The following is a 22,935-nucleotide window of genomic DNA, read 5'->3' on the forward strand; positions in this document are numbered from 1 at the left end:
GTTTTTCAATTTAGAATGTCTATATTTTAATCTTATATTTACAAATCGAAATAATAACAAATCGTCATTCGCAACAATCTAATTGTTAGTGAATTCAATATAAAGAACATTATGGCTTGTGCTAGTTGCTCAACTAAAGACGGCTCCCCAAAGGGCTGCAAAAATAACGGTACCTGCGGTACAGATAGTTGCAATAAGTTAACCGTTTTTGACTGGTTGGCAAACATGTCGCTCCCCAATGGTGAAAAGCCATTCAACTGGGTTGAGGTTCGTTTTAAAAACGGACGAAAAGAATACTACTATAACTCAGAAAATCTAACACTTAGCATTGGAGATGTTGTGGCTACCCAAGCAAAAGCGGGTCATGACATCGGTATGGTTACCCTTACGGGGGAATTGGTTCGCGTTCAAATGAAGCGAAAAAGCATACCAGAAAACATTGAAGAAGCTCAAAAAATATATAGAAAGGCCAGCCAAAAGGACATCGATATTTGGCAAACGGCTCGCGATAGAGAAGAGCCCATGAAGGTTAAAGCCCGTCAGTTTGCAATAGATCTTAGGCTTCAAATGAAAATTTCAGATATCGAATTTCAAGGGGATGCCAGTAAAGCAACTTTTTATTATACGGCTGAAGACCGCGTTGATTTTAGAGAACTTATCAAGGTTTTTGCCCGTGAGTTTAGAACCCGTATCGAAATGAAACAAGTGGGTTTCCGTCAGGAAGCATCTAGACTTGGTGGCATAGGCTCATGTGGGCGCGAATTGTGCTGTTCTACTTGGTTGACGGATTTCCGCTCAGTAAGCACATCGGCAGCGCGCTACCAGCAATTGTCATTGAATCCCCAAAAATTAGCTGGGCAATGTGGTAAATTAAAATGCTGTTTAAATTATGAGTTAGACACTTATTTGGATGCACTAAAAGATTTCCCTAAAACGGAAACAAAATTACAAACCGAAAAAGGAACGGCCGTTTGCCAAAAAACAGATATTTTTAAAGGTCACATGTGGTATGCCTATGAGGGCGAATGGATGAACTGGCACAAAATAACTGCGGAACAGGCCAGTGAAATCATAGAACTAAACAAACAAAACAAAAAAGTTGCAAGTCTTGAAGAATATGCTTCAGATGTTGTGGAAGATACTAAAACAGAGTTTGAAAACGTTGTAGGGCAAGATAGTTTAACTCGTTTTGATAGTCCAAAGAGGAATAAAAAACGTAGAAATAATAGAAGGAAGGGTAATAAAGACAACACCAAGGCTGATAAAAATACTGGTGGCAATCAGAGTCAAGGTGAAAATAAAAACAAAAACCGAAGAAGAAAAAACAATAAAAGAAAACCTCAAAGCAGTAAAAATGCAGCAAAATAGAGTCCTGTTATTTTTTTTAATGTTTTTTTTAGTCTTAGTGTCATGCGACTCTAACTGTGTTTTCGACGAGTATAAGTCTGTGCCCAATAAATGGAATAAAGATTCAATAATAAGTTTTAAGGTAAACCCACCAGATTCTATAAATGCTTATAATTTATTTGTTAATTTAAGAAACACCAACGCTTACAAATACAATAATTTGTTTCTAATTGTTGAAATGGTTTTTCCCCATGGGAAAACAATAAAAGACACTTTAGAGTATAGAATGGCTGAACCTAGCGGAAAGCTTTTGGGAACGGGCTATACCGATATAAAGGAAAACAAATTGTGGTATAAGGAAGGTGTGGTTTTTAATGAGTTTGGTGAATACACAGTTAATATTCAGCACGCCATGAGAGAAAGAGGAAAAGTAAATGGTGTTAAAGAGTTGGAGGGTGTAACGGATATTGGTTTTAGAGTAGAAAATCCGGTGAAAAAATAAACCATTTAAATTTAAAGATTACCAATAAATTTAAGACACTTAACCTATGGCAAAAGTAAAAAAAGAAACTAAATCAGTTCAAGATTTTTCGAAATACATTCGTTGGTTTTGGATGGTATTTTTAGGAGGCATATTTGCCATATTACTGTTATTTTTTTTGGCGTCGTGGGGTGTTTTTGGTGAAATGCCCGATCACACGCAATTGGAAAATCCACGAACCAATTTAGCAACCGAGATTATTTCTTCTGATGGGCAAACCCTGGGAAAATTCTATTTTAACGATAACAGAACACCTGTAAGTTATGATGATTTGCCCAAGCATTTAGTGGATGCATTAATAGCCACGGAGGACGCCCGTTTTAGTGAACATTCTGGCATAGACGCACGAGGCACTTTAAGAGCGGTGGTAAAGATGGGAAGCAGCGGTGGGGCAAGTACCATTTCCCAACAATTGGCTAAGCAATTATTTCACGGAGAAGGCTCAAGGAATATTGTTGAGCGGGTATTACAAAAAATAAAAGAATGGATTATTGCAACACGTTTGGAGCGCCAATATACCAAAGAAGAAATTATAGCTCAATATTTCAATATTTATGACTTTTTAAATAATGCCGATGGTATTCGTAGTGCCTCTCGAATCTATTTCAGTAAAGAGCCAAAAGAACTCGATCTTAAGGAATCTGCTATGCTGGTTGGTATGTTTAAAAATTCAGCTTTGTACAACCCAAGAAGAAATCCCGTGGGAGTTAAAAATAGACGTAATGTAGTTCTGGACCAAATGGAGAAGTACGATTTTATAAGTATGGCTGTTAGGGATTCGCTTAAAAAAACAGAGTTGGATTTAAAATACTCGCCAGAATCCCATCGGGAAGGTATTGCTACGTATTTTAGAGGGTATTTGGACGGATTTATGAAAGATTGGATTGAAAAAACCCCCAAACCAGATGGCACAAAATGGAATTTATACAATGATGGTTTAAAGATTTATACCACAATAGATTCCAGAATGCAAAAGTATGCTGAGGATGCGGTTCAACAACATATGCCGAGGTTGCAAACCGAGTTTTTCCATCAAAACACATCTGAAAGAAATCCAACAGCACCATTTTTGGAGTTGGAACAAAGTGAAATTAATGACTTGATGGGTCGTTCTATGAGGCAGTCTGAACGTTGGCGGCATATGAAATACGATTTGAAAAAACCTGATGATGAAATCAAGCAATCTTTCCAAAAACCAACCCAAATGTCTGTTTTTGTTTGGAAAGATGGTAAGCCCTCAGAGGTTGACACCATTATGACGCCGATGGATTCCATGCGGTACTATAAATCTTTTTTAAGAACAGGTATGATGTCTATGAACCCACAAACAGGCCATGTAAAAGCTTGGGTAGGTGGTGTTGATTATAGGCATTTTCAATATGATATGGTTAAACAAGGAAAGCGCCAAATAGGCTCAACGTTTAAACCGTTTGTTTATGCTTCAGCTATAGACCAATTGCATTATTCTCCATGTGATGAGTTTCCCGATGTTCCGTTTTGTATTGAAGCCAATAAATATGGAAATCCAGAAGAATGGTGTCCTAAAAATTCCAGCAATGAATACGGTGGAACCCGAACTTTAAAAAATGCTTTGGCTAATTCTGTAAACACGGTTACTGCCCAATTAATGGATAAAGTAGGGCCACAAACGGTTGCTGATTTAGTTAAAAAACTTGGCGTTGATTCTGATGTGCCACCAGTGCCCTCAATTGCTTTGGGAACTCCTGATATAAGTGTTTATGAAATGGTTGGGGCGTATGCAGCTTTTGCCAACCAAGGAGTTTATACCAAACCTGTAATGGTTACCAATATTGAGGATAAGAACGGAACGATATTATATCAATTTAAACCTGAAACTAGAGATGTGTTGAGCGACGAAACAGCTTTTGTAACTATCAAGCTTTTGGAAGGTGTTACACAAGGAGGTTCTGGGACCAGATTGAGAACAGAAGGCTATGAAAAATGGAGGCCCGAATACAAAGAAATTATTACAGGCTACCCGTATAAGTTAGAAAATCCTATTGCAGGAAAAACGGGAACTACACAAAACCAAAGTGATGGTTGGTTTATGGGCATGGTGCCTAATTTGGTTACTGGTGTTTGGGTAGGAGCCGAAGATAGAGCGGTCCATTTTTCCAATATTACTTATGGTCAGGGGGCGTCGATGGCCTTACCAATTTGGGGCATTTATATGAAAAGTTGTTATGCTGATGAATCGTTAAACGTATCAAAAGATGAATTTGAAGAACCTGTAGAAATTTCTATAAATGTAGATTGCTCAACTCATACGAGTACGATCGGAACAGATGATTCTAACATGAATGACGATAGTCCTGATGATTTGGATTTCGGATAGATACATTAAAATTAGCAGATTAAATCTTTTTTGCAAACTCTACAAAAAACTTTATTGATTCCGGGTTTTTCATGGAATCTATATTGATTGATTTTTCCAAAGGCATTTTAAGCAGAATTTTTTTAACAGGAGCTTCCATTTTTTTACCACTTATTGTATATGGAATATCTCCAACAGTAATAATTTCATCTGGGACATGCCTCGGGGAATATTCTTTTTTTAGTTGATTGTTTATTTCAGATTTAACGTCCTCTGTTAATTCATAATTGGGTTTCATTTTCACAAATAACGGCATATAATGCTTGCCTCCATCTAGCTCAAGATTTACAATTAGCGAATCTTCAACGGCACTAATTTTATTTACGCTTCTGTAAATTTCGCTCGTTCCAATTCTAATACCGAGTCTGTTTAAAGTGGCATCCGATCGGCCATAAATAATAATGCCTTTGGTTTTGGAGTTTATTTTAATAAAATCGCCATGTCTCCATTTTCCAGGATAGTTTTCAAAATAGCTTGATTTATAACGTTTGTTGTCTCTGTCGTTCCAAAAGTAAACTGGCATTGAGGGCATGGGCTTGTCAATAACCATTTCGCCTAAATCGTCCTCAACCGGGTTTCCATTGTCATCATAAGCATAAAGCGAAACACCAAGTGCCCTACATTGAATTTCGCCCGAATGAACCGCGTTAAATGGCGTTCCACCAACAAATGCGGTACAAACATCAGTTCCACCAGCCATGGAGCACAACCATACATCAGATTTTATGTTACTGTAAACATAATTAAAGGCTTCGTGTGGCAATGGCGCTCCAGTTGAACTTATGGAACGCAAGGAAGTTAAGTTATTATGATTTTTTGGTGTGATGTTCTTTTTCATACTTGCAACCAAAAACGGCGCGCTCGTACCAAAATGGGTTATCTTAGTTTTTTCTGAAAACTCCCAGAGTTTATAAAAGTTAGGATGTGTGGGGCTGCCATCATATAAAACGATGGCCGCCCCCATCAAAAGGGCGGACTGTAAAAAATTCCACATCATCCAACCTGTTGTGGTATACCAAAAATAATGCTCACCTTGATGGACATCGTTATGAAAGGCCATGTACTTTAGATGCTCCAATAAGATACCACCATGCGAGTGTACAATGGCTTTGGGCAATCCAGTGGTGCCAGAAGAATATAATACCCAAATAGGGTGGTTAAAATCCAAAGGCTCAAAAGTAAGTGCATTACCCTTCGTTTTAAAAATGGAATTGATGTTTACATAATCTTTAGGAAAACTTGAAATGTCATCTTTGTTTATGTAGGGTAGCACAATAACTTGTTCCAGCGATGGCAAAGCATTTGCAATGTTAATGCCAATTGCAGTTTTATCGTAAGCCTTTCCATTATAGTAATATCCATCTACAGTAATAAATACCTTGGGTTTTATTTGGGCAAAGCGGTCAATAACGCTTTCGGTGCCAAAATCTGGCGAAGTGCTGGACCAAATGGCTCCAATAGAATTTACGGCGAGAAATGAAATGGTTGCCTCAGGTAAATTTGGTAAGAATGCCACAACACAATCGCCTTTTTTTACACCGACTGACTTTAGATAAGTCGCCATAGAAGCCACTTTTTCCCTCAGCTCGTTTCCATTCATTTCAATATAATCTCCTTGTTCGTTACTGAAGATAATGGCAGTTTCATAAGCTTTTAAGTTCCTAAAAATATGTTCAGCGTAATTTAAATGCGCTCCGTCAAACCATTTAAAGTCTGGCATGGTGGTCATTTCCAAAACAGAGGTGTACGGACTATATGATATAATACTGAAGTATTCCCAAATACTTACCCAAAAATCACTGATGTTGTCAACAGACCATTGCCAAATGTCATCATAGGAATCAAAATGAAGGTTTTTATGATTGGCCAACCATGTTTTGTATTTAAATAAATGAGACTTTTCTTTAAACGATTTTGAGCCTTCCCATAATTTAATGTCGGACATTTTATCTGAAAATTTTTGTTGTTTAAATATAAGGAATCTATAAATGAAAGAAGTGTCTATAATCTATAATCCAAAGAAAATGTGTGAAGCAGGATAGGGTAGAATATGCAGAAATCGATAAAGTGTTAAATAAAATTGCATTTCATCGATTATTTATGTTTTTAAACCGATTTTTAAAAAAAAAGTTACATCTTAGCACTTCCCAAATCAACCAAATCAAATAAATGATTTACCCAAATTTACCATAAATTTTTGACCTATGAATATTGCAACAAATCTACCTGAACAACCTACTAATGATGAGAGCAAATTCAAAGAAACTTTAAGAGAGAATTTGCAGTTTTTTAAAAGTTTAATTTATTTAACCAAAAAAGTATTCATGCTGTAGCTTTTTAGTTACACTCGAATATTTTAAGCCTATATTGCCCCAAATATGGGCTTTTCTATTGGATTTTTTTAAAAGAGCGATGTTTTATTATAGACCTTTTGGAATAGCGTCAATTAGCTTTTTGGTATAAGCCGATTTTGGATTGCTGTAAATGATATCGGCATCATCCAATTCTTCAATTTTACCTTGGCTCATAACCATTAGTTGATCACTCATATATTTTACTACAGCCAAATCATGTGAAATAAAAATGTAGGTAAATCCGAAATCTTCTTTCAGTTGATTAAGCAAATTTAAAACTTGCGCTTGAACGGATATATCTAAAGCGGAAACCGATTCATCACAAACAATCAATTTAGGCTGTAGGGCAATGGTCCTGGCAATGCCAATACGTTGCCTTTGACCTCCAGAAAATTCATGGGGATAGCGGTTAAAGTAATCTTCAGACAACCCAACCCGATTTAGAATCTCCAGTACTTTTTCCTTGCGTTTGGCATCCGAAGTGTAAAGATTATGAACTTTCATAGGTTCCATAATCGCCTCACCAACTGGTATTCTTGGATTTAGTGAAGAGTAGGGGTCTTGAAAGATAATTTGAATGTCTTTCCTAAGTTTTCTGGTCTCCGTTTTGGAAAGTTTGGTAATGTCAACACCTCTATAAAGTATCTTTCCAGCAGTTGCTTTATCAAGTTGAAGAATGGCATTGCCAAGGGTGGATTTTCCGCATCCCGATTCACCAACCAAACCTAAAGTCTCACCTTCATACAATTTAAAACTAACATCATTGACCGCTTTAAATGATCTTGGCTTTGTGAATAGCCCGGTTTTTGAAATATATTCCTTTTCAACATTCATTACCTCCAAAAGAGGTGGTTTGCTATAAAGTGCTTTGTGATTTTTTTCTCGAGTATTAGGAGTTACAATAGTCGCTGATATCTTGTTGCTTAAAAAATCTTGGATGGTAGGTAAAGTTTTTAATCGTGCATCTAATGAAGGCCTAGAATTTATAAGGGCTTTGGTGTAGTTGTGCTGCGGATTTTTAAATATTTCTGAAACTGAACCTTGCTCTACAATACTGCCTTTGTACATTACCAAAGCTCTATCTGCAATTTCAGATATTAAGGCCAAATCATGAGTTATAAAAATTATGCTCATTTTGGTTTCTTTTTGCAGTGCCTTCAAGAGATTTATAATTTCTTTTTGAACCGTTACGTCCAAGGCTGTTGTTGGTTCATCGGCAATTAAAATATCGGGTTTGCAAGAAATGGCCATGGCTATCATAACGCGCTGTTTTTGTCCACCTGATATTTCATGAGGATATGCACCATGAATGCGTTCAGGGTTTGGTAGCTTTACTTTTTCGAATAACTGAATGGTTTCTGCTTTGGCCTCCTGATTTGATAGATTGGTATGCGCCAACAATATTTCCTCTACTTGTTTACCGCAGGTCATGGATGGATTTAACGAACTCATGGGTTCTTGAAATATCATGGCCAATTTATTGCCTCGAATATTTTGAAATCTTTTTGAAGGAAGTTTGGTTAAATCTTCATTGTTGAAAATGATTTTGCCGGATGTGATTTTTGATATTTTAGGCGGAAGCAATCCTAAAATGGCCAATGAAGAGACGGATTTTCCGGAACCCGACTCGCCAACAATACCTAAAATTTCATTTTGGTACAATTGGTATGAAATGCCATGAATCACTTCGTTTTCGCCAAACGAAATAACTAGGTTTTCTATTTCTAATATTGGGGTGGTATTCATTAAATACGAATGATTTCATCTTTGATTAAAAGGCTGTCACCACGTAAGCGCAGAAATATTTGGGCAACGGCTATGGTATCTTTTTCGCAGTAGTTTATAATGCGATCTATGTCATTTTCCTCATAAAATACGCTATAAACTTCGCTGCCATCAATATCATCCTTTGGTGATGGGATTCCTAAAACATGGGTCAATAATTTTAGCGATGTATAAGTTTTAAAATCGCCAAATTTCCATAGTTCCAAAGTGTCAAGATGAGGAACTTCCCAAGGTTTTTTGCCAAACAAGTTAAGCTTATAAGGTAATTCAATGTTATGGATTATCATTCGTCGGGCAATATATGGAAAGTCAAATTCCTTACCGTTATGGGCGCAAAGCAAATGTTTGGGATGACTAAAATGGGAAATGAGTAGATTTTTAAAGTCTTTTAAAATTTTAATTTCATCACCGTAAAACGAAGTGACCCTGAAGTTCTTTAAATCGTTTGAAATGGCAAAATAACCAACAGAGATACAGATGATTTTACCAAATTCTGCCCAGATACCTGCTCGTTCGTAAAACTCTTCGGCAGTAAACTCATCCTTTCTTTGGTATTCGGATTTCTGTTCCCACAATGCTTTAGTAGCGTCATCTAAATCTGAGAAATATTGTGTTTCCGGAACCGTTTCAATGTCTAGAAATAGAATATTTTCTAAATTTAATTTAGATATCATAATGCATCATTTTTTACTAAAGCCAAATAACAGGCTACATTGCTTTCCAAAAATTCCGGTAACCCCAGCAGCTATTCCACCAAAAACACCAGATAGTAATATTAAGAGAAATTGATTTCCTTGTAAATGTAATAAAAAAGCTACTTTTTTTGCAAGTATAAAATCGTTAGTGTTGCTTAAATAAAAAGCGTGAGCCGCCCAAAGTAGGGCAATAGCCAAAAATGGAACAAAAAATACTGCACTTTTTTTAAGGGAGATAAAACATGAAGTTATAAATACCGCGACCATGATAGACCACCAAGGTAAAAATTGCCCTAACAGAACCGCTATTAAAATGGTTAAAATGAAGTTTATTCTTTTTCGTTTCATGGTTTAGGTGTTAAGGTTTGCGTGGAAATGACACCAGTTGTTTCATTTGAAGCTTGCATAAACAATAAATCAATATATTCTCCAACCGCCCATCTGTCAACATAATTGTCATAATATTTACTTCCAGGATTGCCGGATTGACCGCCGGGATAAATTCCCAATGCTTTTGGGGGTGAACTCATTTCTACAATCAATCGCCAAGAAGGGGCGTGGTTTTTATCGGCGGCATTAACTGTGTTACGGTCGCCACCGATTGGTAAATCAAAACGAGAAAATGCTGGCAATGCCTGTAGCAAATGCCCAACATAGGTGCCTTTGTATTTGCCCCAGTAATATTCGCCCTGTTTTGATTTCCATTCATTTAATTGGCGAGCAGCTTCTTTAAATGAAATTAGAAACAAGTCGCTGGCCGTTTCTATTTCAGATGTTTTTAAAATATCCATAAACTTATCGTCAGGATGGTTTTTAAGCAAGAAAATGGTTTGATAGGTCAAGGTTCTCTTCAGTTCCTCATTTTCAATATCAAATTCATCCCACGTTAGTTCGAATAAGGCTTTCCACCATGTGTCCCAAATGCTAGGTGCAATTTCATCAATTTCGCTATTAAAATCCCATGCTTTAATGCTGTTTAATAGCTCCTTTTCTTCATCAGAAAGGGTTACTGTATCCATGTGCTCGAACATATACGGCAAAAGTTCTGATGCTTTAAGGTTATAATTGTTGTTCTGCAAATCTTTGAAATCTTGAATGTTGAATTTGTCCTTAGATCTAAAGAAATCGTTTATAATCCTATTTCTGTAAGCCTCGTAATGGTCGTTAAAAACGTAAAACGGATATGACTGGTCTACAGGATGTTGGTTTGCCGAACTCACGAAGCCACGCTCTGGGTTTTTAACATGCGCATTGAATTCTTGGGGGATAAAACTTTGCCAATCGTTTTCTGGTTGGCTACCATCCATTAAAAACTTTCCTTGTTCTTTCCATTTATTGGGAAACAATCCTTGTATCCAGAGGGCAATATCACCATCGGTTGAGGCAAAAACAAAATTTTGTGCAGGGGCGTCCCAATGTTTTAAGGCTTCTAGATAATCGTCGTAATTTTTAGCAGTATTTAAATCTAAGATGGTTCGCTCATTATTGCTTCCAATATGGCCAATCCACTTCATGGCATAGCCTACTTTTTTGCCATTTCCCTTAAAATTCTTATCATAGGTAACAGGGCCATGATGGGTATAAATTACAGAATCTATAAAGGTTTCTGCTCCTTTTATTTTTATTTCTTCAAGGCGCACGGAAGTATTTTTCCAAGTATTGCCGTATTTATAATGTTTTCGGGTATTATCTTTAAATTCTATTTTATACCAGTCCTTAACGTCTCTGGTGGCATTGGTCTCTCCCCAAGCAATATAATCATTAAAACCAGAAACAATTCCTAAAGCACCGGGAAGCGTTGCCCCTAAAGAATTGTGTTGAGGGGTTGTTAATTGCATGATGAACCAAATAGAGGGTAAGTTTAGAGACAAATGGGGGTCGTTGGCCAAAATGGGATGACCTGAATAGGATTTGCTTCCAGAAACAGCCCAATTATTGCTGCCATTGTCTGGGTCTGGTTTCTTTAAGCTATCAGAAATTGAGTCTAACGGTTGTTTTGTGTTAGGTGTTTCGGTCATTTGGATATCTATAAAATCCCAATTGGTTTCCTTTGGAATGATGGGGTCATTCACATCAAAAAAATCTGGAAAAATTAAATCAAAACGATCTTTTCCAAATTCACGAAGTACATTGGTGTAGGCCAAATCACTATCATATCCGCACAAATCATCTGTCATATACATCAATAACAGCGCTGTTTTTTTAATGTTCCAAGGTTCAGGTTTATAGTCTAAAAGTTTGTACTCTATTGGGTAATCATCGGCATCCAAACTGTTAATATAACTGTTTACACCCTCGCTGTAGGCTTCCATGTATTTTATGATTTCCGGGTCTTGCTTCATTTTCTCAATGGCGTTCTCTGCGCCATAAACCATACCTTTTCTTCGTTGCTCCCTGTCGTAATTCAATGCTTTTTTTCCAATAATTTCAGATAGGCGGCCAGCGGAGGCGAACGTTTGAAATTCCATTTGCCAAAGCCTATGTTTGGCTGTGATATAGCCTTGCGAACGATAAAGATCCATATCGTTTTGAGTAAAAATATGTGGAATGAGTTGGTTGTCGTAATTAATGGTAACTTCCTCTTGAAGGCCGTCAATTTGAATAGAGCCAGTAATTATTTCATCCTTTTCATTTTGCCATATGCCGGTTGAAGGGCTTAAAAATTTTCCAATGGGGGGAATTGGGCCAATTTTAGAATTGAAGGCATAAAAGACAGCAAGTAATAAGAATAAAGAAGCGCTAAATTTAACTACTCTCATGAGCTAATATTTAATTCGTAATTAAATATAGCAATTAAAAGGAAACCGAAGGAATAGTATAGGGGATTTTTAAAAAACAGAGCTTAAAATGATTTTTAGACCCCAAGCCAATGATTCTTTAGCGTCCTCATTATTTAGATGGCAGACGTCCTTTGTGGTGATTATTGGTTCAATGCCCATAAGTGATGTGGACACATTAATTAGATAGTTATAAACTGAAATGTCTAAATCGCTTTTGTATGGAATGAGAGCAAGTTTTAGAGCGGCAGTCCTTCGAGACCCTCTTAGCGACTCTTTTTTAAGGGAAACATCTTCATCTAGATAAATACTCAAATATTTTCTAAAAGCAGGCTCGTTGTTTATGGCCAGGTCATTAAAGTAGTTTTGAATGTATAATATACGTTCAATGATTGGGAGATGTTTTGATTCTTGAAAAATGGTTTCTGTAGAATGGGTAAAAATGTCCAAACCAGCTTCAGAGCATAAAATGTCTATATTGGAAAAATATCGATAGATGGTTGCTCTTGATATTTTAGAAGCTTCAGCCACATTTTCAAGGCTCATTTTTTCGCCTTTTTGTAACAGTTCTTTTGCTGAATCTAAAATTTTTCTTCTAGTCTTTTGCTTTTGTTCTGAACGCCCTGTGTTAAGTGAAATATTACTCATGAGACAAATGTCTAATAAAAATTTGTAATTACAAAAAGTAATTTTATATTTGTGAGACAAAAATCTCATAAAATGAAAACAAAAGTAACAAAATGGGTTTTAGGGCATAGAGTAACACTCCATAACACTTCTGGAGATTACGATTTGGCCTTTGGTGAAACACCCGCCGGCGTTCCAGGACCCCCGCCTCACCAACATCAACATTTTACAGAAAGTTTTTTAATCACTGAAGGCGAAATGGAATTTTTCGTAAATGGAGAAACTAAGATAGTGAAAGCTGGGGAAAGTGTAAATTTACCGCAAAACACAGTGCACACTTTTAATAATAAAAGTAACTCGGTTTGCAAATGGGTAAACATTCATAGTCCAAAAGGATTTAGAAAGTTCTTTGAAACTGTTGGTGTTTCTGCAGAAATTGAAAATTCACGGCAAAATTCTATCAGCGAAAGCATAATAGGGACTGTCATTGCCACGGCAGGTGACTACGATATGATACTAAAACTTTAAAACAATTTTTGCTGCTTATTTGGACTTTCATGGTCCAAAAGCCATTGCTTTCGGTGAAGTCCACCTGCATAACCCGTTAAACTGCCGTCACTACCAATTACTCGGTGGCATGGAACGATTATCCATAACGGATTTTTTCCGTTTGCATTTGCTACAGCACGGATGGCCTTTACATCACTTAATTGTTTTGATAGGTCTAGGTAAGAAATAGTTTTTCCAAAGGGGATCTCTTCCAATTTTTTCCAGACTTTTTTTTGAAAATCTGTTCCATCCGGATTTAATTTTAAACTAAATTGTTTGCGGATGCCTTCAAAGTATTCTTGCAGTTGAATCACACATTCCTCAAGTTGTAGGGGAATGATATCGGTGACTTTTTCCTCGGAATTTAAAACGGACACAGATGTAATACCATCTTCATCACCAATAATTTTAGTGAAGCCCAAAGGTGTTTTGATAATACAACTTTCCATTAATCCGAAGAATTATCATCTTCTAAAATACCCAACTTTTTGGCACGTGTTTCCCAACTTCTTCTGGCCAAAAGTTGAAGATCTGAAACGTTATCGCTTTCATCCATAATTTCCAACCCCAACAGTGTTTCAATAACATCTTCCATAGTTACCAACCCACTAACAGAGCCATATTCATCAACAACCAAAGCCATATGGTTTCTGCTTTCAACAAGCTTTTCAAAAAGACTTGGAATAGGTAAACTTCTATTGACAATAATGATGTTTCGCAATAACTCTGAAAGTTTTTTAGACCCGTTATCTAAAGCCATTTCCTTAAATATTTCGTCCTTTAAAACAAGCCCTGTTATATTGTCTGGGTTGTCTGAAAAGATAGGTATTCTGGAAAAGCGCAAATTCAAATTTCTATTGAAGAAATCTTCAACAGTAGTGTTTTCGTCTTCTATGAGCATAACCGTTCTGGGAGTCATAATATCTTTGGCCAATACTTCTTTGAAGGTTAACAGGTTCTTTATGATTTTGCTTTCGTTTTCCTGAAAAACACCCTCTTCGTGGGCCATATCGGTCATGGCATGAAAATCCTCCCTGCTCAACACGCTTCCATGATGTCCTTTACCGCCAATAAGTTTTGTAGTAAGTTGTAACAACCATAAAAGCCCTGACCATTTTAATGGAAAAATTAAAACATTTAAAGCTTTGGAAGTAAAATTCGCCAATTTTTTCCAATAAGTGGCTCCAATGGTTTTCGGGATGATTTCTGAAGCCACCAAAATCAAAACAGTCATAATAGAAGATACAACACCAACCATAACATCTTCAGTAAACTGAATGCCAAATGCCGTTTTTATATTACTCCCAAACATTTCTGAATAGGCGGTTTTAGCCTGAACACCAACTAAAATGGCACCAACGGTATGCGCAATGGTATTAAGCGTTAAGATGGCGATTAATGGCCTGTCTACATCTTTTTTTAGGCGCTCTAAATTATCTGCATAATGCTTGCCTTCTTGTTTTTTTACATTGATGAAGGTTGGTGTAATACTCAGCAATACAGCTTCAAGTATGGAGCATAAAAAAGAAAAGAAAATAGAAATAAAGGCGTAAAAAAGGAGTAAGCCCATGGGGTGTTTTTGGTTTTATTGACGCTAATTTACGAAATCAATTTTACAACATCCTTAGCAAAATAACTGGCAATAATATCTGCGCCAGCACGTTTTATGGCCGTAATTTGCTCCATCATAACAGCATCATGTTCCAGCCAACCTTTTTCTGCTGCAGCTTTTAACATGGCGTATTCACCAGAAACTTGGTAAACAGCCACAGGAACATCCACTTCATTTTTAATCTCGCGAACAATATCTAAATAGCACAGACCAGGTTTTACCATCACAATATCGGCACCTTCATCAATATCCATTTCAGTTTCACGAATAGCCTCAAAACGATTGGCAAAATCCATTTGATAGGTCTTTTTGTCTTTGGGAATATTTATCAAATCTACGGGTGCAGAATCTAAAGCATCCCGAAATGGGCCGTAAAAGGCAGAAGCATATTTTGCTGAATAACTCATAATACCGGTATTGATAAAGCCTCCCTCTTCCAAAGCTTCGCGAATGGTTAAAATGCGTCCGTCCATCATGTCGCTAGGTGCAACAAAATCGGCTCCAGCTTTGGCATGAGACAAACTCATTTCCGCAAGAACTTCGGCCGTTTCATCATTTAAAATCTGCCCCTTTTCAATAATGCCATCATGTCCGTAAGCAGAATATGGGTCTAAAGCTACATCGGTCATGACTAACATATCCGGGCAAACATTTTTCACCGTTTTAACAGCGCGTTGCATTAGCCCTTTGGGGTTTAAGGCTTCTTTGCCTTTATTGTCTTTTAAATTGTCCGACACTTTTACAAAAAGCAAAACCGACTTTAAGCCAAATTTCCAAAGTTCTTTTACTTCGAATTCCAATAAGTCCAAACTGTATCGGTAATAGTTTGGCATCGAAGGAATTTCATCTTTTATGCCTTTACCTTCAACCACAAAAAGTGGCACTAAAAAATCGTTTGGTGTTATAATGGTTTCACGAACCAGTGAGCGAATAGCTTCGTTGGATCTTAATCTTCTATTTCTTCTTAAAGGGAACATTTTTTTTAAGTTAAAAGTTGAAAAATATAAAGTTAAAAGTTTACACCCAATCTATAGGATTTTTTAAGGCATCAATCAATTTTTCTTCTTCGCTTCCTTTTTTAGGATGATGGTCGTAAACCCATTGTACATGTGGAGGTAAACTCATTAAGATGCTTTCTATACGTCCGTTGGTTTTTAGCCCGAAAAGCGTGCCTTTATCATGAACCAAATTAAATTCTACATAACGACCGCGACGGATTTCCTGCCAATTACGTTGTGCTTCTGTATATGGTAAATCTTTTCGTTTTTCTACAATGGGCACATAAGCATCTAGGAAACTATTACCAACTTCAGTTACAAAGTTGTACCAGTTTTCCATGGTCATACCGTTAGAAGCTTTACAATAATCGAAAAACAAACCGCCAATACCTCGTGCTTCATTACGATGGGCATTATAAAAATATTCATCACAACGTTTTTTGTAATCATTGTAAAAACCGTCATTATGACGGTCGCAAGCTGTTTTACAAACCAGATGAAAGTGTTTAGCATCTTCCTCAAATAAGTAATATGGCGTTAAGTCTTGTCCGCCACCAAACCAACTATCGATTATTTCGCCCTTTTTATCATACATTTCAAAATAGCGCCAATTGGCGTGAACCGTTGGCGCCATTGGGCTTTTTGGGTGAATTACCAAACTCAATCCACAGGCAAAAAAGTCAACATCATCAACCTTAAAATAGGCTTGCATACTTTTTGGTAATTTACCATGAACGCCAGAAATGTTCACGCCACCTTTTTCAAAAACATTTCCATTTTCAATAATTCGTGTCCGTCCACCACCACCTTCTAGGCGTTCCCAAATATCCTGACGGAATTTCGCCTTACCATCAACGGCTTCCAGTTTTGATGTTATAGTATCCTGTAAATCTTGTATATATTGATAAAATTTATCCTTCATAATTATTCAAATTCATTGTACAGCTCATAAAGCTCCATGTCTAAAGGAAGTTCACCGGGCGGAGTATGCTCCTTTTCAAGGGTTTTGATCCAAGTAAAATTACAATTCTCGGCTACTTTTATACTTGCTAAATTGCTTTTATGCACAATGGCTTTCAGCGTAATTAAACCTATTCTGTCAAAAGCATGATCAGATAAGATTTGAATGGCATTTGTGGTAATGCCTTTACCTTCATAATTGTAATCAATGCAGTATGCCAATTCGCCATGTTTCTTTTTCCAATCAAGCGATTTTAAATAAATCAAACCTATTAAGTTGTTGGATTCATTTTCCTTTAAGGCGAATAGAAATTCTTCTTTTGACTCAAAATGTTTAACCTTTTTTTTAACGAAAATTTTCGACAGGTCTGGGGTTAAATTCTCCTCTAATGTTTTTGGGAAATATCGCTTTAAACGCTCTTCATTTGACACAACAAAATTGCACAAGTTCCATGCGTCTTGAAGGTTTATGGGTGAAATGTGATATGTATCAAAATTAAGCTTCACTTACAGTTATTGGCTTTAATTTAAGGGTCTCAATTGTTTGGATTGAAGCTGCGGTAACCGACAAGGGCAGAACCATAATAACACCAATTATTGGAACCAAAAGGCATAGTATGAATACAATTCCATTTCCTATGGCCAAACCACGATGTTTGCGGACAAACTGAACACTTTCCTTATATTGAAAATGACGTTCTAGGGCGTAATCCATATTACCAAATCCAGCATAATAGGCTTGCACTAAAAACAGCAATATAGTTGAAAATATGTTAACAATGGGTATGAACTTCAATAACAAAATAGGAATGGTTAACAGTAATTCCATTAATAAATTTCTAACGTTAACTTTTATGCCTCTCCATAGTTGTTGTGCAAAAGAAGTATTTCTATGAGTATGCGATGTGTTTCCTGTGAAATGAGCTTCTATTTTTTCAGAAACAGGACTCATAAATGGTGCCGATAGCGCCATTATGATATGTTTAAAAAGAATAAGGCCGATAATGATTATGATAAGCCAACCAATAAAATTACTAATGGTAGAAAAGGTTTCTTTTCCCCAATCCCAAATCCAGATTTTTGAAATAAAACGTCCTATATTGTCAGACAAGCCATATGCTGAAGTAAAAATAAGAATGGCGGTTACAAAACTAATTACCATTGGAATTGCAAAGTATTTCCAGAGTTTTAGTTTGGATATTAAACCAAAAGCTCCGAAGTATGCTTTAATTCCTGTGGCAATATTTTTAAGCATTGTATTCTTTTACGGCATCAACAAATGCCTGTGCATTTTCTAGTGGGATGTTTGGCAAAATACCATGACCCAAGTTTACAATGTATTTATCTTTTCCAAACTCGTTAATCATTTGGTGCACCATTTTCTTTATTTCCGATGGCGGTGATAGTAAGCGGGCAGGATCGAAATTTCCTTGTAGGGTAATGTTGCCTCCTGTTAAATAGCGGGCATTGCGAGCAGAACAGGTCCAATCAATGCCTAAAGCGGATGCTTTACTTTGTGCCATTTCATGCAGCGCAAACCAACACCCTTTTCCAAAGGCAATTACCGGTGCATCATCTTTTAGTGCCTCTATAATTTGATTGATGTATTGCCATGAAAATTCTTGATAATCGGTTGGTGATAGCATACCACCCCAAGAATCAAAAACTTGAACTGCGTTACAACCTGCTTTTACTTTTTCTTTCAAATAGGCAATGGTAGTATCGGTTATTTTTTGAAGTAGTTGATGTGCTGCCACAGGATTGGTAAAACAGAACTCCTTGGCTTTATCAAAGGTTTTGCTACCTTGACCTTGCACGCAATAGCATAGGATGGTCCAAGGTGAGCCAGCAAAACCAATAAGTGGAATTTCATCATTTAGCAATTCTTTGGTAGCTTTTATGGCTTTATATACATAATCGAGTTCTACTGTAACATCAGGTACGATTACGTTTTGAACATCTTTTGAGGTTCGAACAGGATTGGGCAAATACGGACCAAAATTAGGTTTCATTTGTACCTCAATATTCATAGCTTGAGGGATAACCAAAATATCGCTGAACAATATGGCGGCATCCATTCCGTAACGTCGTATGGGCTGTATCGTAATTTCACTAGCTAATTCCGGTGTTCTGCATCGGGTAAAGAAATCGTATTTCTCACGAATGGCCATAAATTCTGGTAAATAACGCCCGGCTTGACGCATCATCCAAACGGGTGGGCGGTTTACGGTTTCACCTTTTAATGCTCTTAAAAATAAATCGTTTTTTATCATATTTTCATGTCATTGCGAATCGCGCTTTTCAGCTTGATATGGCAATCTTATTAATGAGATTACTTCGTCATACTTCCTCGTAATGACGATTTAAACATAATGTTCGTTTACTAGTTCTATGACGCTCTCAACAGTTGGTACTTTTGCAACGCGTACATCGTCAAAATGCTTTCTAGCTTCTTTTGCTGTGGCTTCACCAATACAGAAGGCAATCACCTCTCCTTTGTTTTTTTGAACGAAGCTTTCAACCGTAGATGGGCTATAAAACATAACGCCTTCAACCGACTCATCAATTTTTAAGCCATCGAATTTGGTTTGGTAGGCTTCAACTTCGTTTACATTTATATGGTTTTCTGCCAATATGGTTGGTAAGACATCCAATCTTAAATCGCTGCAAAAATAAGTAACTTCGGTGCCTTCTATAAATTCAACTAAATAATTCGCTAAACTTTCAGCGTTATTTTCGGCATGGGTTACCTTGCCTATTTTCTTCTCAATAAGTCGTTTTGTTCTTCGGCCAACACAGTAAATGTTTTTGAACTGTAATTCAAGGGCAGAATAGTTAGTTGTTAAGGATTCCACGGCATTTTTACTGGTGATGATGACGTTTTGAATTTCAGACCTAAGTATTTGAGGTCGAATACGGTTCAGGCTAATTTTTATAAAATCTGAACTATCAGAAACCACCTTTTCGTTGAACAATAAACGTTGGTCTTCAGAAAGCGATTTTGTTGAATAGATGTTCGTTTTTTTATTGGATTGCTTTATGGTATCCATCAAACGTTTACCACCACGTTCTATAATGAAATCGGCACAAAATTGAGCCATATTTTCGTGTTTTCCAAGTTTTTCAACTCGGGTTACATCAATCCGTTTAGTGCCATTTTCACTCAACAATACACCCTTAAAGTGAACTTCCTCGTCTTTAATATTGGCAAGCGCACCAATGGGTGCGGTACAGCCACCCTCAAGCTTATTTAAAAACTCGCGTTCAATAGTGGTGCAAATCTCGGTTTCTTTATGGTTAAGTTCGGCACAAGCACTTCTAACAAATTCATCTTCCTCTAATGCCGTAATCATTATGGCACCTTGAGCTGGCGCAGGAACCATCCAATCCAGATTCACTGCATTTTCCGGACGTATGCCTATTCTCCCAATACCAGCTGCAGCAAAAATAGCACCGTTCCAATCTTCATTGTCATCCAGTTTTTGCAGGCGCGAATTGACATTTCCACGCAAATCCACAATGGTATGTGTGGGGAATCGATTCAGCCATTGGGCTTTTCTTCGCAAGCTACCAGTAGCAACAATCGCATTTTTGGCCCCTAAAAACTCTTCGTTATTCTTAAAAACCAAAGTATCGTTTACATTACCACGTTTTAAAACCGCGGCTTGAACAATGCCTTTTGGTAAAACAGTTGGTACATCTTTAAGGGAATGCACTGCAATGTCAATATCGTGGTTTAGCATGGCAATGTCTAAAGTTCTGGTAAAGATTCCAGTTATGCCCAATTCATAAAGCGGTTTGTCAAGTACCAAATCGCCTGTAGATTTTACCGGAACAAGTTCGGTTTTGTGGCCTAAATTTTCGAGTTGCTGTTTTACAATATTGGCTTGCCATAGTGCCAATTCACTATCACGCGTACCAATTCTAATGGTTTTAGACATTCGTTTTTTGAGGTTCTTCTAACTGAAACACTTTTTTGATAAGTTCTAAACTTTCGTCTGTAGAAACATCATCTTCTTTTAAATGATGTGCAAAGTGGTTAGTGATTTTTTGAATGATATTATTGCTGATAATTTCGGCTTGAGCTTCATTAAAATCAGCAGTTTTTTTGCGTTGCGCATCCAATTCCGCAGCGGCGAAATCAGCAAGTTTATGTTTTAAGGCCTTTATGGTTGGCGCAAATTTTCGGGTTTCCAACCAACTGTTAAATTCAGCTTTTACTTCTTCAATTATAGCTTCGGCCGAAGGAATGTGTTGTTTTCTCGCTTCTAAAGTTTCATCAGTGATTTTAGATAAATGGTCAAGATGAACCAGCAAAACATTGTTTAATTCTTCAACATTGGCATTCACATTTTTTGGAATAGATAAATCTAAAATCAAAAGGTTCTTTTTCGATTGTATAATGTGCTTGTCAATGGTTGGGCGTTGTGCACCGGTTGCAACAATCAAAATATCAGAATTGTTGATTTCTTCTTGTAAATTCGCATAATCTTTAACGATTAAATTGAATTTTCCGGCAATTTGTTCGGCTTTATCCTTGGTTCTGTTAATGAGTGTTATGTGCTCATTCTTGGTGTGTTTTACCAAGTTTTCACAAGTGTTCCTGCCTATTTTTCCTGTTCCGAAAAGAAGAATGTTTTTGTTTGCAACATCTTCAACCATATTCAAAATGTATTGTACTGAAGCAAAAGATACCGAAGTTGCACCAGATGAAATATCGGTTTCGGTCTTTATACGTTTGCTTGCCTGGATAACTGCATTGACCAATCGTTCGGTAAAATGGTTTAACAATCCATGTTTTCGCGATAGTTTAGCGCTTTGTTTCAACTGACTAATAATTTCAAAATCACCTAAAATTTGGCTGTCTAGACCAGAACCAACTCGGAACATGTGCGCAATGGCTTCTTTGTTTTTGAAAACATAGGCTACCTTTTGAAATTCCTCAACGGTACCTCTGGTATTATCGCAAAGCAGTTGAATAAGTTGAAAGGGATGCTGCGCAAAACCGTAAATTTCGGTACGGTTACAGGTAGAAGTCACCACCAAGCTTTCAATATCGTTGGCTTTGGCTTGGGCAAGCAAAGCTATTTTAGCTTCATCGTCTAAACTAAAGTGCCCTCTTATGTCTGCATCGGCTTTTTTATAACTCAAACCAATGGCATAAAAGTAATTACTTCTTGAAATATTGTACTTCTGCATGCTAATACCTGATAATATGAAGCAAAAGTATACGGATGACGTTAAAAAAAATAACGCTAAAAGAACTATTAGTGTCGTTTGTGGTTTTTTGCCGATGTTTTTTTTAAAAACATGATAAATGTCATACTTTTGTAGAGTATTCGGCAGGTTTTGGTGATTCAATTTAGAATCAATCTAAATAAAAGAAATATGAATCAAGAATTTAAGGAAGGAAAAAGTGTCGCCAAAAGTTCTTTTGGAGAAACAAAAGTAGATGAGGGCTTTGTTGTGTTGGCTTATAAAAATGAAGGCAGTGAAGTGCAAAACCTTGTTAAAGAAATAGATAGCGATTATATCCAGTTTCATTTTTGTGTAAAGGGCTCTAGTCAGTTTGTTTTTAACGAAGGCAGGTACAGATTGAATATTCTTGAAGAGAATTCGTTGTTGTTGTACAACCCACAGCGTGAGCTTCCAATTAATTTGGAAATAAATCCGCATTCATGGATGGTTTCCATATTGATTTCGATTAAAAAATTTCATGGACTTTTTTCTCAAGAGGCCAATTATATTACGTTTTTAAGCGAAGACAATCGTGACAAAAAATATTATAAAGACGGCGTTATTTCACCCTCAATGGCCATTGTGCTCAACCAAATTATTAATTACAATCTCAACCAGTCCATAAAATCCATTTATTTTAAAGGAAAAGCTTATGAACTGTTAAGCTTGTATTTCAACAGAAGCGAGGAAGCAGACATCGAGCAATGCCCATTTTTGGTTGATGAAACCAATGTGATAAAAATTAGAAAAGCCAAGGATATTATCGTGGCACGTATGGCAGAGCCACCAAGTTTGCAGGAATTGGCCGATGAAATTGGGCTTAGCCTCAAAAAGCTAAAAGAAGGCTTTAAACAAATTTATGGTGATTCAGTTTTTAGCTTTTTGTTCGACTATAAGATGGAAGTCGCGCGAAAACTGTTGGAATCAGGCGAGAATAATGTGAATGAAGTGGGGCATAGAGTTGGTTACAGCACATCAAGCCATTTTATTTCGGCCTTTAAAAAGAAATACGGTACTACACCAAAAAAATATATTATGTCCTTAAATTAGGAGATTA

General features: G+C 36.8%; 20 protein-coding genes. 5 read left to right on the forward strand and 15 right to left on the reverse strand.

Annotated features, from left to right (window positions below):
- Positions 1-111: 111 nt before the first annotated feature.
- From ACB104_RS06540 to ACB104_RS06550, 3 genes are read left to right on the forward strand one after another with little or no spacing between them, the layout of a single operon-like run.
- Positions 112-1,368 carry a PSP1 domain-containing protein gene (locus ACB104_RS06540; RefSeq protein ID WP_370477481.1) on the forward strand — a complete coding sequence of 419 codons (1,257 nt, stop codon included), beginning with the start codon at positions 112-114 and terminating at the stop codon, positions 1,366-1,368.
- The gene (locus ACB104_RS06545; protein ID WP_370477482.1) at positions 1,355-1,849 is read left to right on the forward strand and encodes a gliding motility lipoprotein GldH; all 495 of its coding nucleotides are present in this window, start codon (positions 1,355-1,357) and stop codon (positions 1,847-1,849) included. Before ACB104_RS06540 ends, ACB104_RS06545 begins: the two co-directional genes overlap by 14 nt.
- A gap of 46 nt (positions 1,850-1,895) precedes the next feature.
- Positions 1,896-4,244 carry a penicillin-binding protein 1A gene (locus tag ACB104_RS06550; RefSeq protein WP_370477483.1) on the forward strand — a complete coding sequence of 783 codons (2,349 nt, stop codon included), beginning with the start codon at positions 1,896-1,898 and terminating at the stop codon, positions 4,242-4,244.
- Positions 4,245-4,263: 19 nt separating this feature from the next.
- Here ACB104_RS06550 and ACB104_RS06555 read toward each other — a convergent pair whose 3' ends face one another.
- The 6 genes from ACB104_RS06555 to ACB104_RS06580 form a co-directional block, all read right to left on the reverse strand.
- Entirely contained in the window at positions 4,264-6,228 is a 1,965-nt protein-coding gene (locus ACB104_RS06555) for an acetoacetate--CoA ligase (RefSeq protein ID WP_370477484.1), read from the reverse strand.
- A 475-nt stretch (positions 6,229-6,703) separates the two neighbouring features.
- A complete protein-coding gene (locus ACB104_RS06560) occupies positions 6,704-8,383 on the reverse strand; it encodes an ABC transporter ATP-binding protein (protein WP_370477485.1) in 1,680 nt (559 codons plus the stop codon).
- Positions 8,383-9,096 carry a 3'-5' exonuclease gene (locus ACB104_RS06565; RefSeq protein ID WP_370477486.1) on the reverse strand — a complete coding sequence of 238 codons (714 nt, stop codon included), beginning with the start codon at positions 9,094-9,096 and terminating at the stop codon, positions 8,383-8,385. The genes ACB104_RS06560 and ACB104_RS06565 overlap by 1 nt, the downstream gene beginning before the upstream one ends.
- Before the next feature lie 6 nt (positions 9,097-9,102).
- Complete coding sequence (locus ACB104_RS06570) at positions 9,103-9,465, reverse strand: hypothetical protein (protein WP_370477487.1); 363 nt, start codon at positions 9,463-9,465, stop codon at positions 9,103-9,105.
- A complete protein-coding gene (locus ACB104_RS06575; RefSeq protein WP_370477488.1) occupies positions 9,462-11,876 on the reverse strand; it encodes a penicillin acylase family protein in 2,415 nt (804 codons plus the stop codon). The genes ACB104_RS06570 and ACB104_RS06575 overlap by 4 nt, the downstream gene beginning before the upstream one ends.
- 69 nt (positions 11,877-11,945) lie before the next feature.
- The gene (locus tag ACB104_RS06580; protein WP_370477489.1) at positions 11,946-12,542 is read right to left on the reverse strand and encodes a TetR/AcrR family transcriptional regulator; all 597 of its coding nucleotides are present in this window, start codon (positions 12,540-12,542) and stop codon (positions 11,946-11,948) included.
- Between the two features lie 72 nt (positions 12,543-12,614).
- Here ACB104_RS06580 and ACB104_RS06585 point away from each other — a divergent pair, with 72 nt between their 5' ends.
- Entirely contained in the window at positions 12,615-13,049 is a 435-nt protein-coding gene (locus ACB104_RS06585) for a cupin domain-containing protein (RefSeq protein ID WP_370477490.1), read from the forward strand.
- On the opposite strand, the gene ACB104_RS06590 is transcribed toward ACB104_RS06585, so the two are convergent.
- The 9 genes from ACB104_RS06590 to hemA form a co-directional block, all read right to left on the reverse strand.
- Complete coding sequence (locus ACB104_RS06590; protein ID WP_370477491.1) at positions 13,046-13,519, reverse strand: methylated-DNA--[protein]-cysteine S-methyltransferase; 474 nt, start codon at positions 13,517-13,519, stop codon at positions 13,046-13,048. The genes ACB104_RS06585 and ACB104_RS06590 overlap by 4 nt on opposite strands.
- Positions 13,519-14,640, reverse strand: coding sequence for a CNNM domain-containing protein (locus ACB104_RS06595; RefSeq protein WP_370477492.1), 1,122 nt, complete (start codon positions 14,638-14,640; stop codon positions 13,519-13,521). The genes ACB104_RS06590 and ACB104_RS06595 overlap by 1 nt, the downstream gene beginning before the upstream one ends.
- Positions 14,641-14,669: 29 nt before the next feature.
- Positions 14,670-15,659, reverse strand: coding sequence for a porphobilinogen synthase (gene hemB / locus ACB104_RS06600; protein ID WP_370477493.1), 990 nt, complete (start codon positions 15,657-15,659; stop codon positions 14,670-14,672).
- 40 nt (positions 15,660-15,699) lie between these two features.
- Positions 15,700-16,602, reverse strand: coding sequence for an oxygen-dependent coproporphyrinogen oxidase (gene hemF, locus ACB104_RS06605; protein WP_370477494.1), 903 nt, complete (start codon positions 16,600-16,602; stop codon positions 15,700-15,702).
- A gap of 2 nt (positions 16,603-16,604) precedes the next feature.
- On the reverse strand, positions 16,605-17,147 hold the full coding sequence (locus ACB104_RS06610) for a GNAT family N-acetyltransferase (RefSeq protein WP_370477495.1): 543 nt from the start codon (positions 17,145-17,147) through the stop codon (positions 16,605-16,607).
- Positions 17,137-17,895, reverse strand: coding sequence for an EI24 domain-containing protein (locus ACB104_RS06615; RefSeq protein ID WP_370477496.1), 759 nt, complete (start codon positions 17,893-17,895; stop codon positions 17,137-17,139). Before ACB104_RS06615 ends, ACB104_RS06610 begins: the two co-directional genes overlap by 11 nt.
- Positions 17,888-18,913, reverse strand: a complete 1,026-nt coding sequence (hemE, locus tag ACB104_RS06620; protein WP_370477497.1) for a uroporphyrinogen decarboxylase — start codon at positions 18,911-18,913, stop codon at positions 17,888-17,890. The genes ACB104_RS06615 and hemE overlap by 8 nt, the downstream gene beginning before the upstream one ends.
- Positions 18,914-19,003: 90 nt before the next feature.
- A complete protein-coding gene (gene hemC, locus ACB104_RS06625; RefSeq protein WP_370477498.1) occupies positions 19,004-20,581 on the reverse strand; it encodes a hydroxymethylbilane synthase in 1,578 nt (525 codons plus the stop codon).
- On the reverse strand, positions 20,574-21,839 hold the full coding sequence (gene hemA / locus ACB104_RS06630) for a glutamyl-tRNA reductase (protein ID WP_370477499.1): 1,266 nt from the start codon (positions 21,837-21,839) through the stop codon (positions 20,574-20,576). The genes hemC and hemA overlap by 8 nt, the downstream gene beginning before the upstream one ends.
- A gap of 189 nt (positions 21,840-22,028) precedes the next feature.
- Here hemA and ACB104_RS06635 point away from each other — a divergent pair, with 189 nt between their 5' ends.
- Positions 22,029-22,928 carry an AraC family transcriptional regulator gene (locus ACB104_RS06635; protein ID WP_370477500.1) on the forward strand — a complete coding sequence of 300 codons (900 nt, stop codon included), beginning with the start codon at positions 22,029-22,031 and terminating at the stop codon, positions 22,926-22,928.
- The last annotated feature ends 7 nt before the right edge of the window (positions 22,929-22,935 follow it).

It is taken from the genome of Tamlana flava, assembly GCF_041287255.1.
Taxonomy (GTDB): domain Bacteria; phylum Bacteroidota; class Bacteroidia; order Flavobacteriales; family Flavobacteriaceae; genus Tamlana; species Tamlana flava.

Coding starts and splice junctions, on each gene's coding strand:
- ACB104_RS06585 (WP_370477490.1), top strand. CDS start 12,615: ATGAAAACAAAAGTAACAAAATGGGTTTTAGGGCATAGAGTAACACTC.
- ACB104_RS06555 (WP_370477484.1), bottom strand. CDS start 6,228: ATGTCCGACATTAAATTATGGGAAGGCTCAAAATCGTTTAAAGAAAAG.
- ACB104_RS06615 (WP_370477496.1), bottom strand. CDS start 17,895: ATGCTTAAAAATATTGCCACAGGAATTAAAGCATACTTCGGAGCTTTT.
- hemB (WP_370477493.1), bottom strand. CDS start 15,659: ATGTTCCCTTTAAGAAGAAATAGAAGATTAAGATCCAACGAAGCTATT.
- ACB104_RS06545 (WP_370477482.1), top strand. CDS start 1,355: ATGCAGCAAAATAGAGTCCTGTTATTTTTTTTAATGTTTTTTTTAGTC.
- ACB104_RS06590 (WP_370477491.1), bottom strand. CDS start 13,519: ATGGAAAGTTGTATTATCAAAACACCTTTGGGCTTCACTAAAATTATT.
- hemA (WP_370477499.1), bottom strand. CDS start 21,839: ATGCAGAAGTACAATATTTCAAGAAGTAATTACTTTTATGCCATTGGT.
- ACB104_RS06575 (WP_370477488.1), bottom strand. CDS start 11,876: ATGAGAGTAGTTAAATTTAGCGCTTCTTTATTCTTATTACTTGCTGTC.
- ACB104_RS06540 (WP_370477481.1), top strand. CDS start 112: ATGGCTTGTGCTAGTTGCTCAACTAAAGACGGCTCCCCAAAGGGCTGC.
- ACB104_RS06550 (WP_370477483.1), top strand. CDS start 1,896: ATGGCAAAAGTAAAAAAAGAAACTAAATCAGTTCAAGATTTTTCGAAA.
- ACB104_RS06635 (WP_370477500.1), top strand. CDS start 22,029: ATGAATCAAGAATTTAAGGAAGGAAAAAGTGTCGCCAAAAGTTCTTTT.
- ACB104_RS06595 (WP_370477492.1), bottom strand. CDS start 14,640: ATGGGCTTACTCCTTTTTTACGCCTTTATTTCTATTTTCTTTTCTTTT.
- hemC (WP_370477498.1), bottom strand. CDS start 20,581: ATGTCTAAAACCATTAGAATTGGTACGCGTGATAGTGAATTGGCACTA.
- ACB104_RS06565 (WP_370477486.1), bottom strand. CDS start 9,096: ATGATATCTAAATTAAATTTAGAAAATATTCTATTTCTAGACATTGAA.
- ACB104_RS06570 (WP_370477487.1), bottom strand. CDS start 9,465: ATGAAACGAAAAAGAATAAACTTCATTTTAACCATTTTAATAGCGGTT.
- hemF (WP_370477494.1), bottom strand. CDS start 16,602: ATGAAGGATAAATTTTATCAATATATACAAGATTTACAGGATACTATA.
- ACB104_RS06580 (WP_370477489.1), bottom strand. CDS start 12,542: ATGAGTAATATTTCACTTAACACAGGGCGTTCAGAACAAAAGCAAAAG.
- ACB104_RS06560 (WP_370477485.1), bottom strand. CDS start 8,383: ATGAATACCACCCCAATATTAGAAATAGAAAACCTAGTTATTTCGTTT.
- hemE (WP_370477497.1), bottom strand. CDS start 18,913: ATGATAAAAAACGATTTATTTTTAAGAGCATTAAAAGGTGAAACCGTA.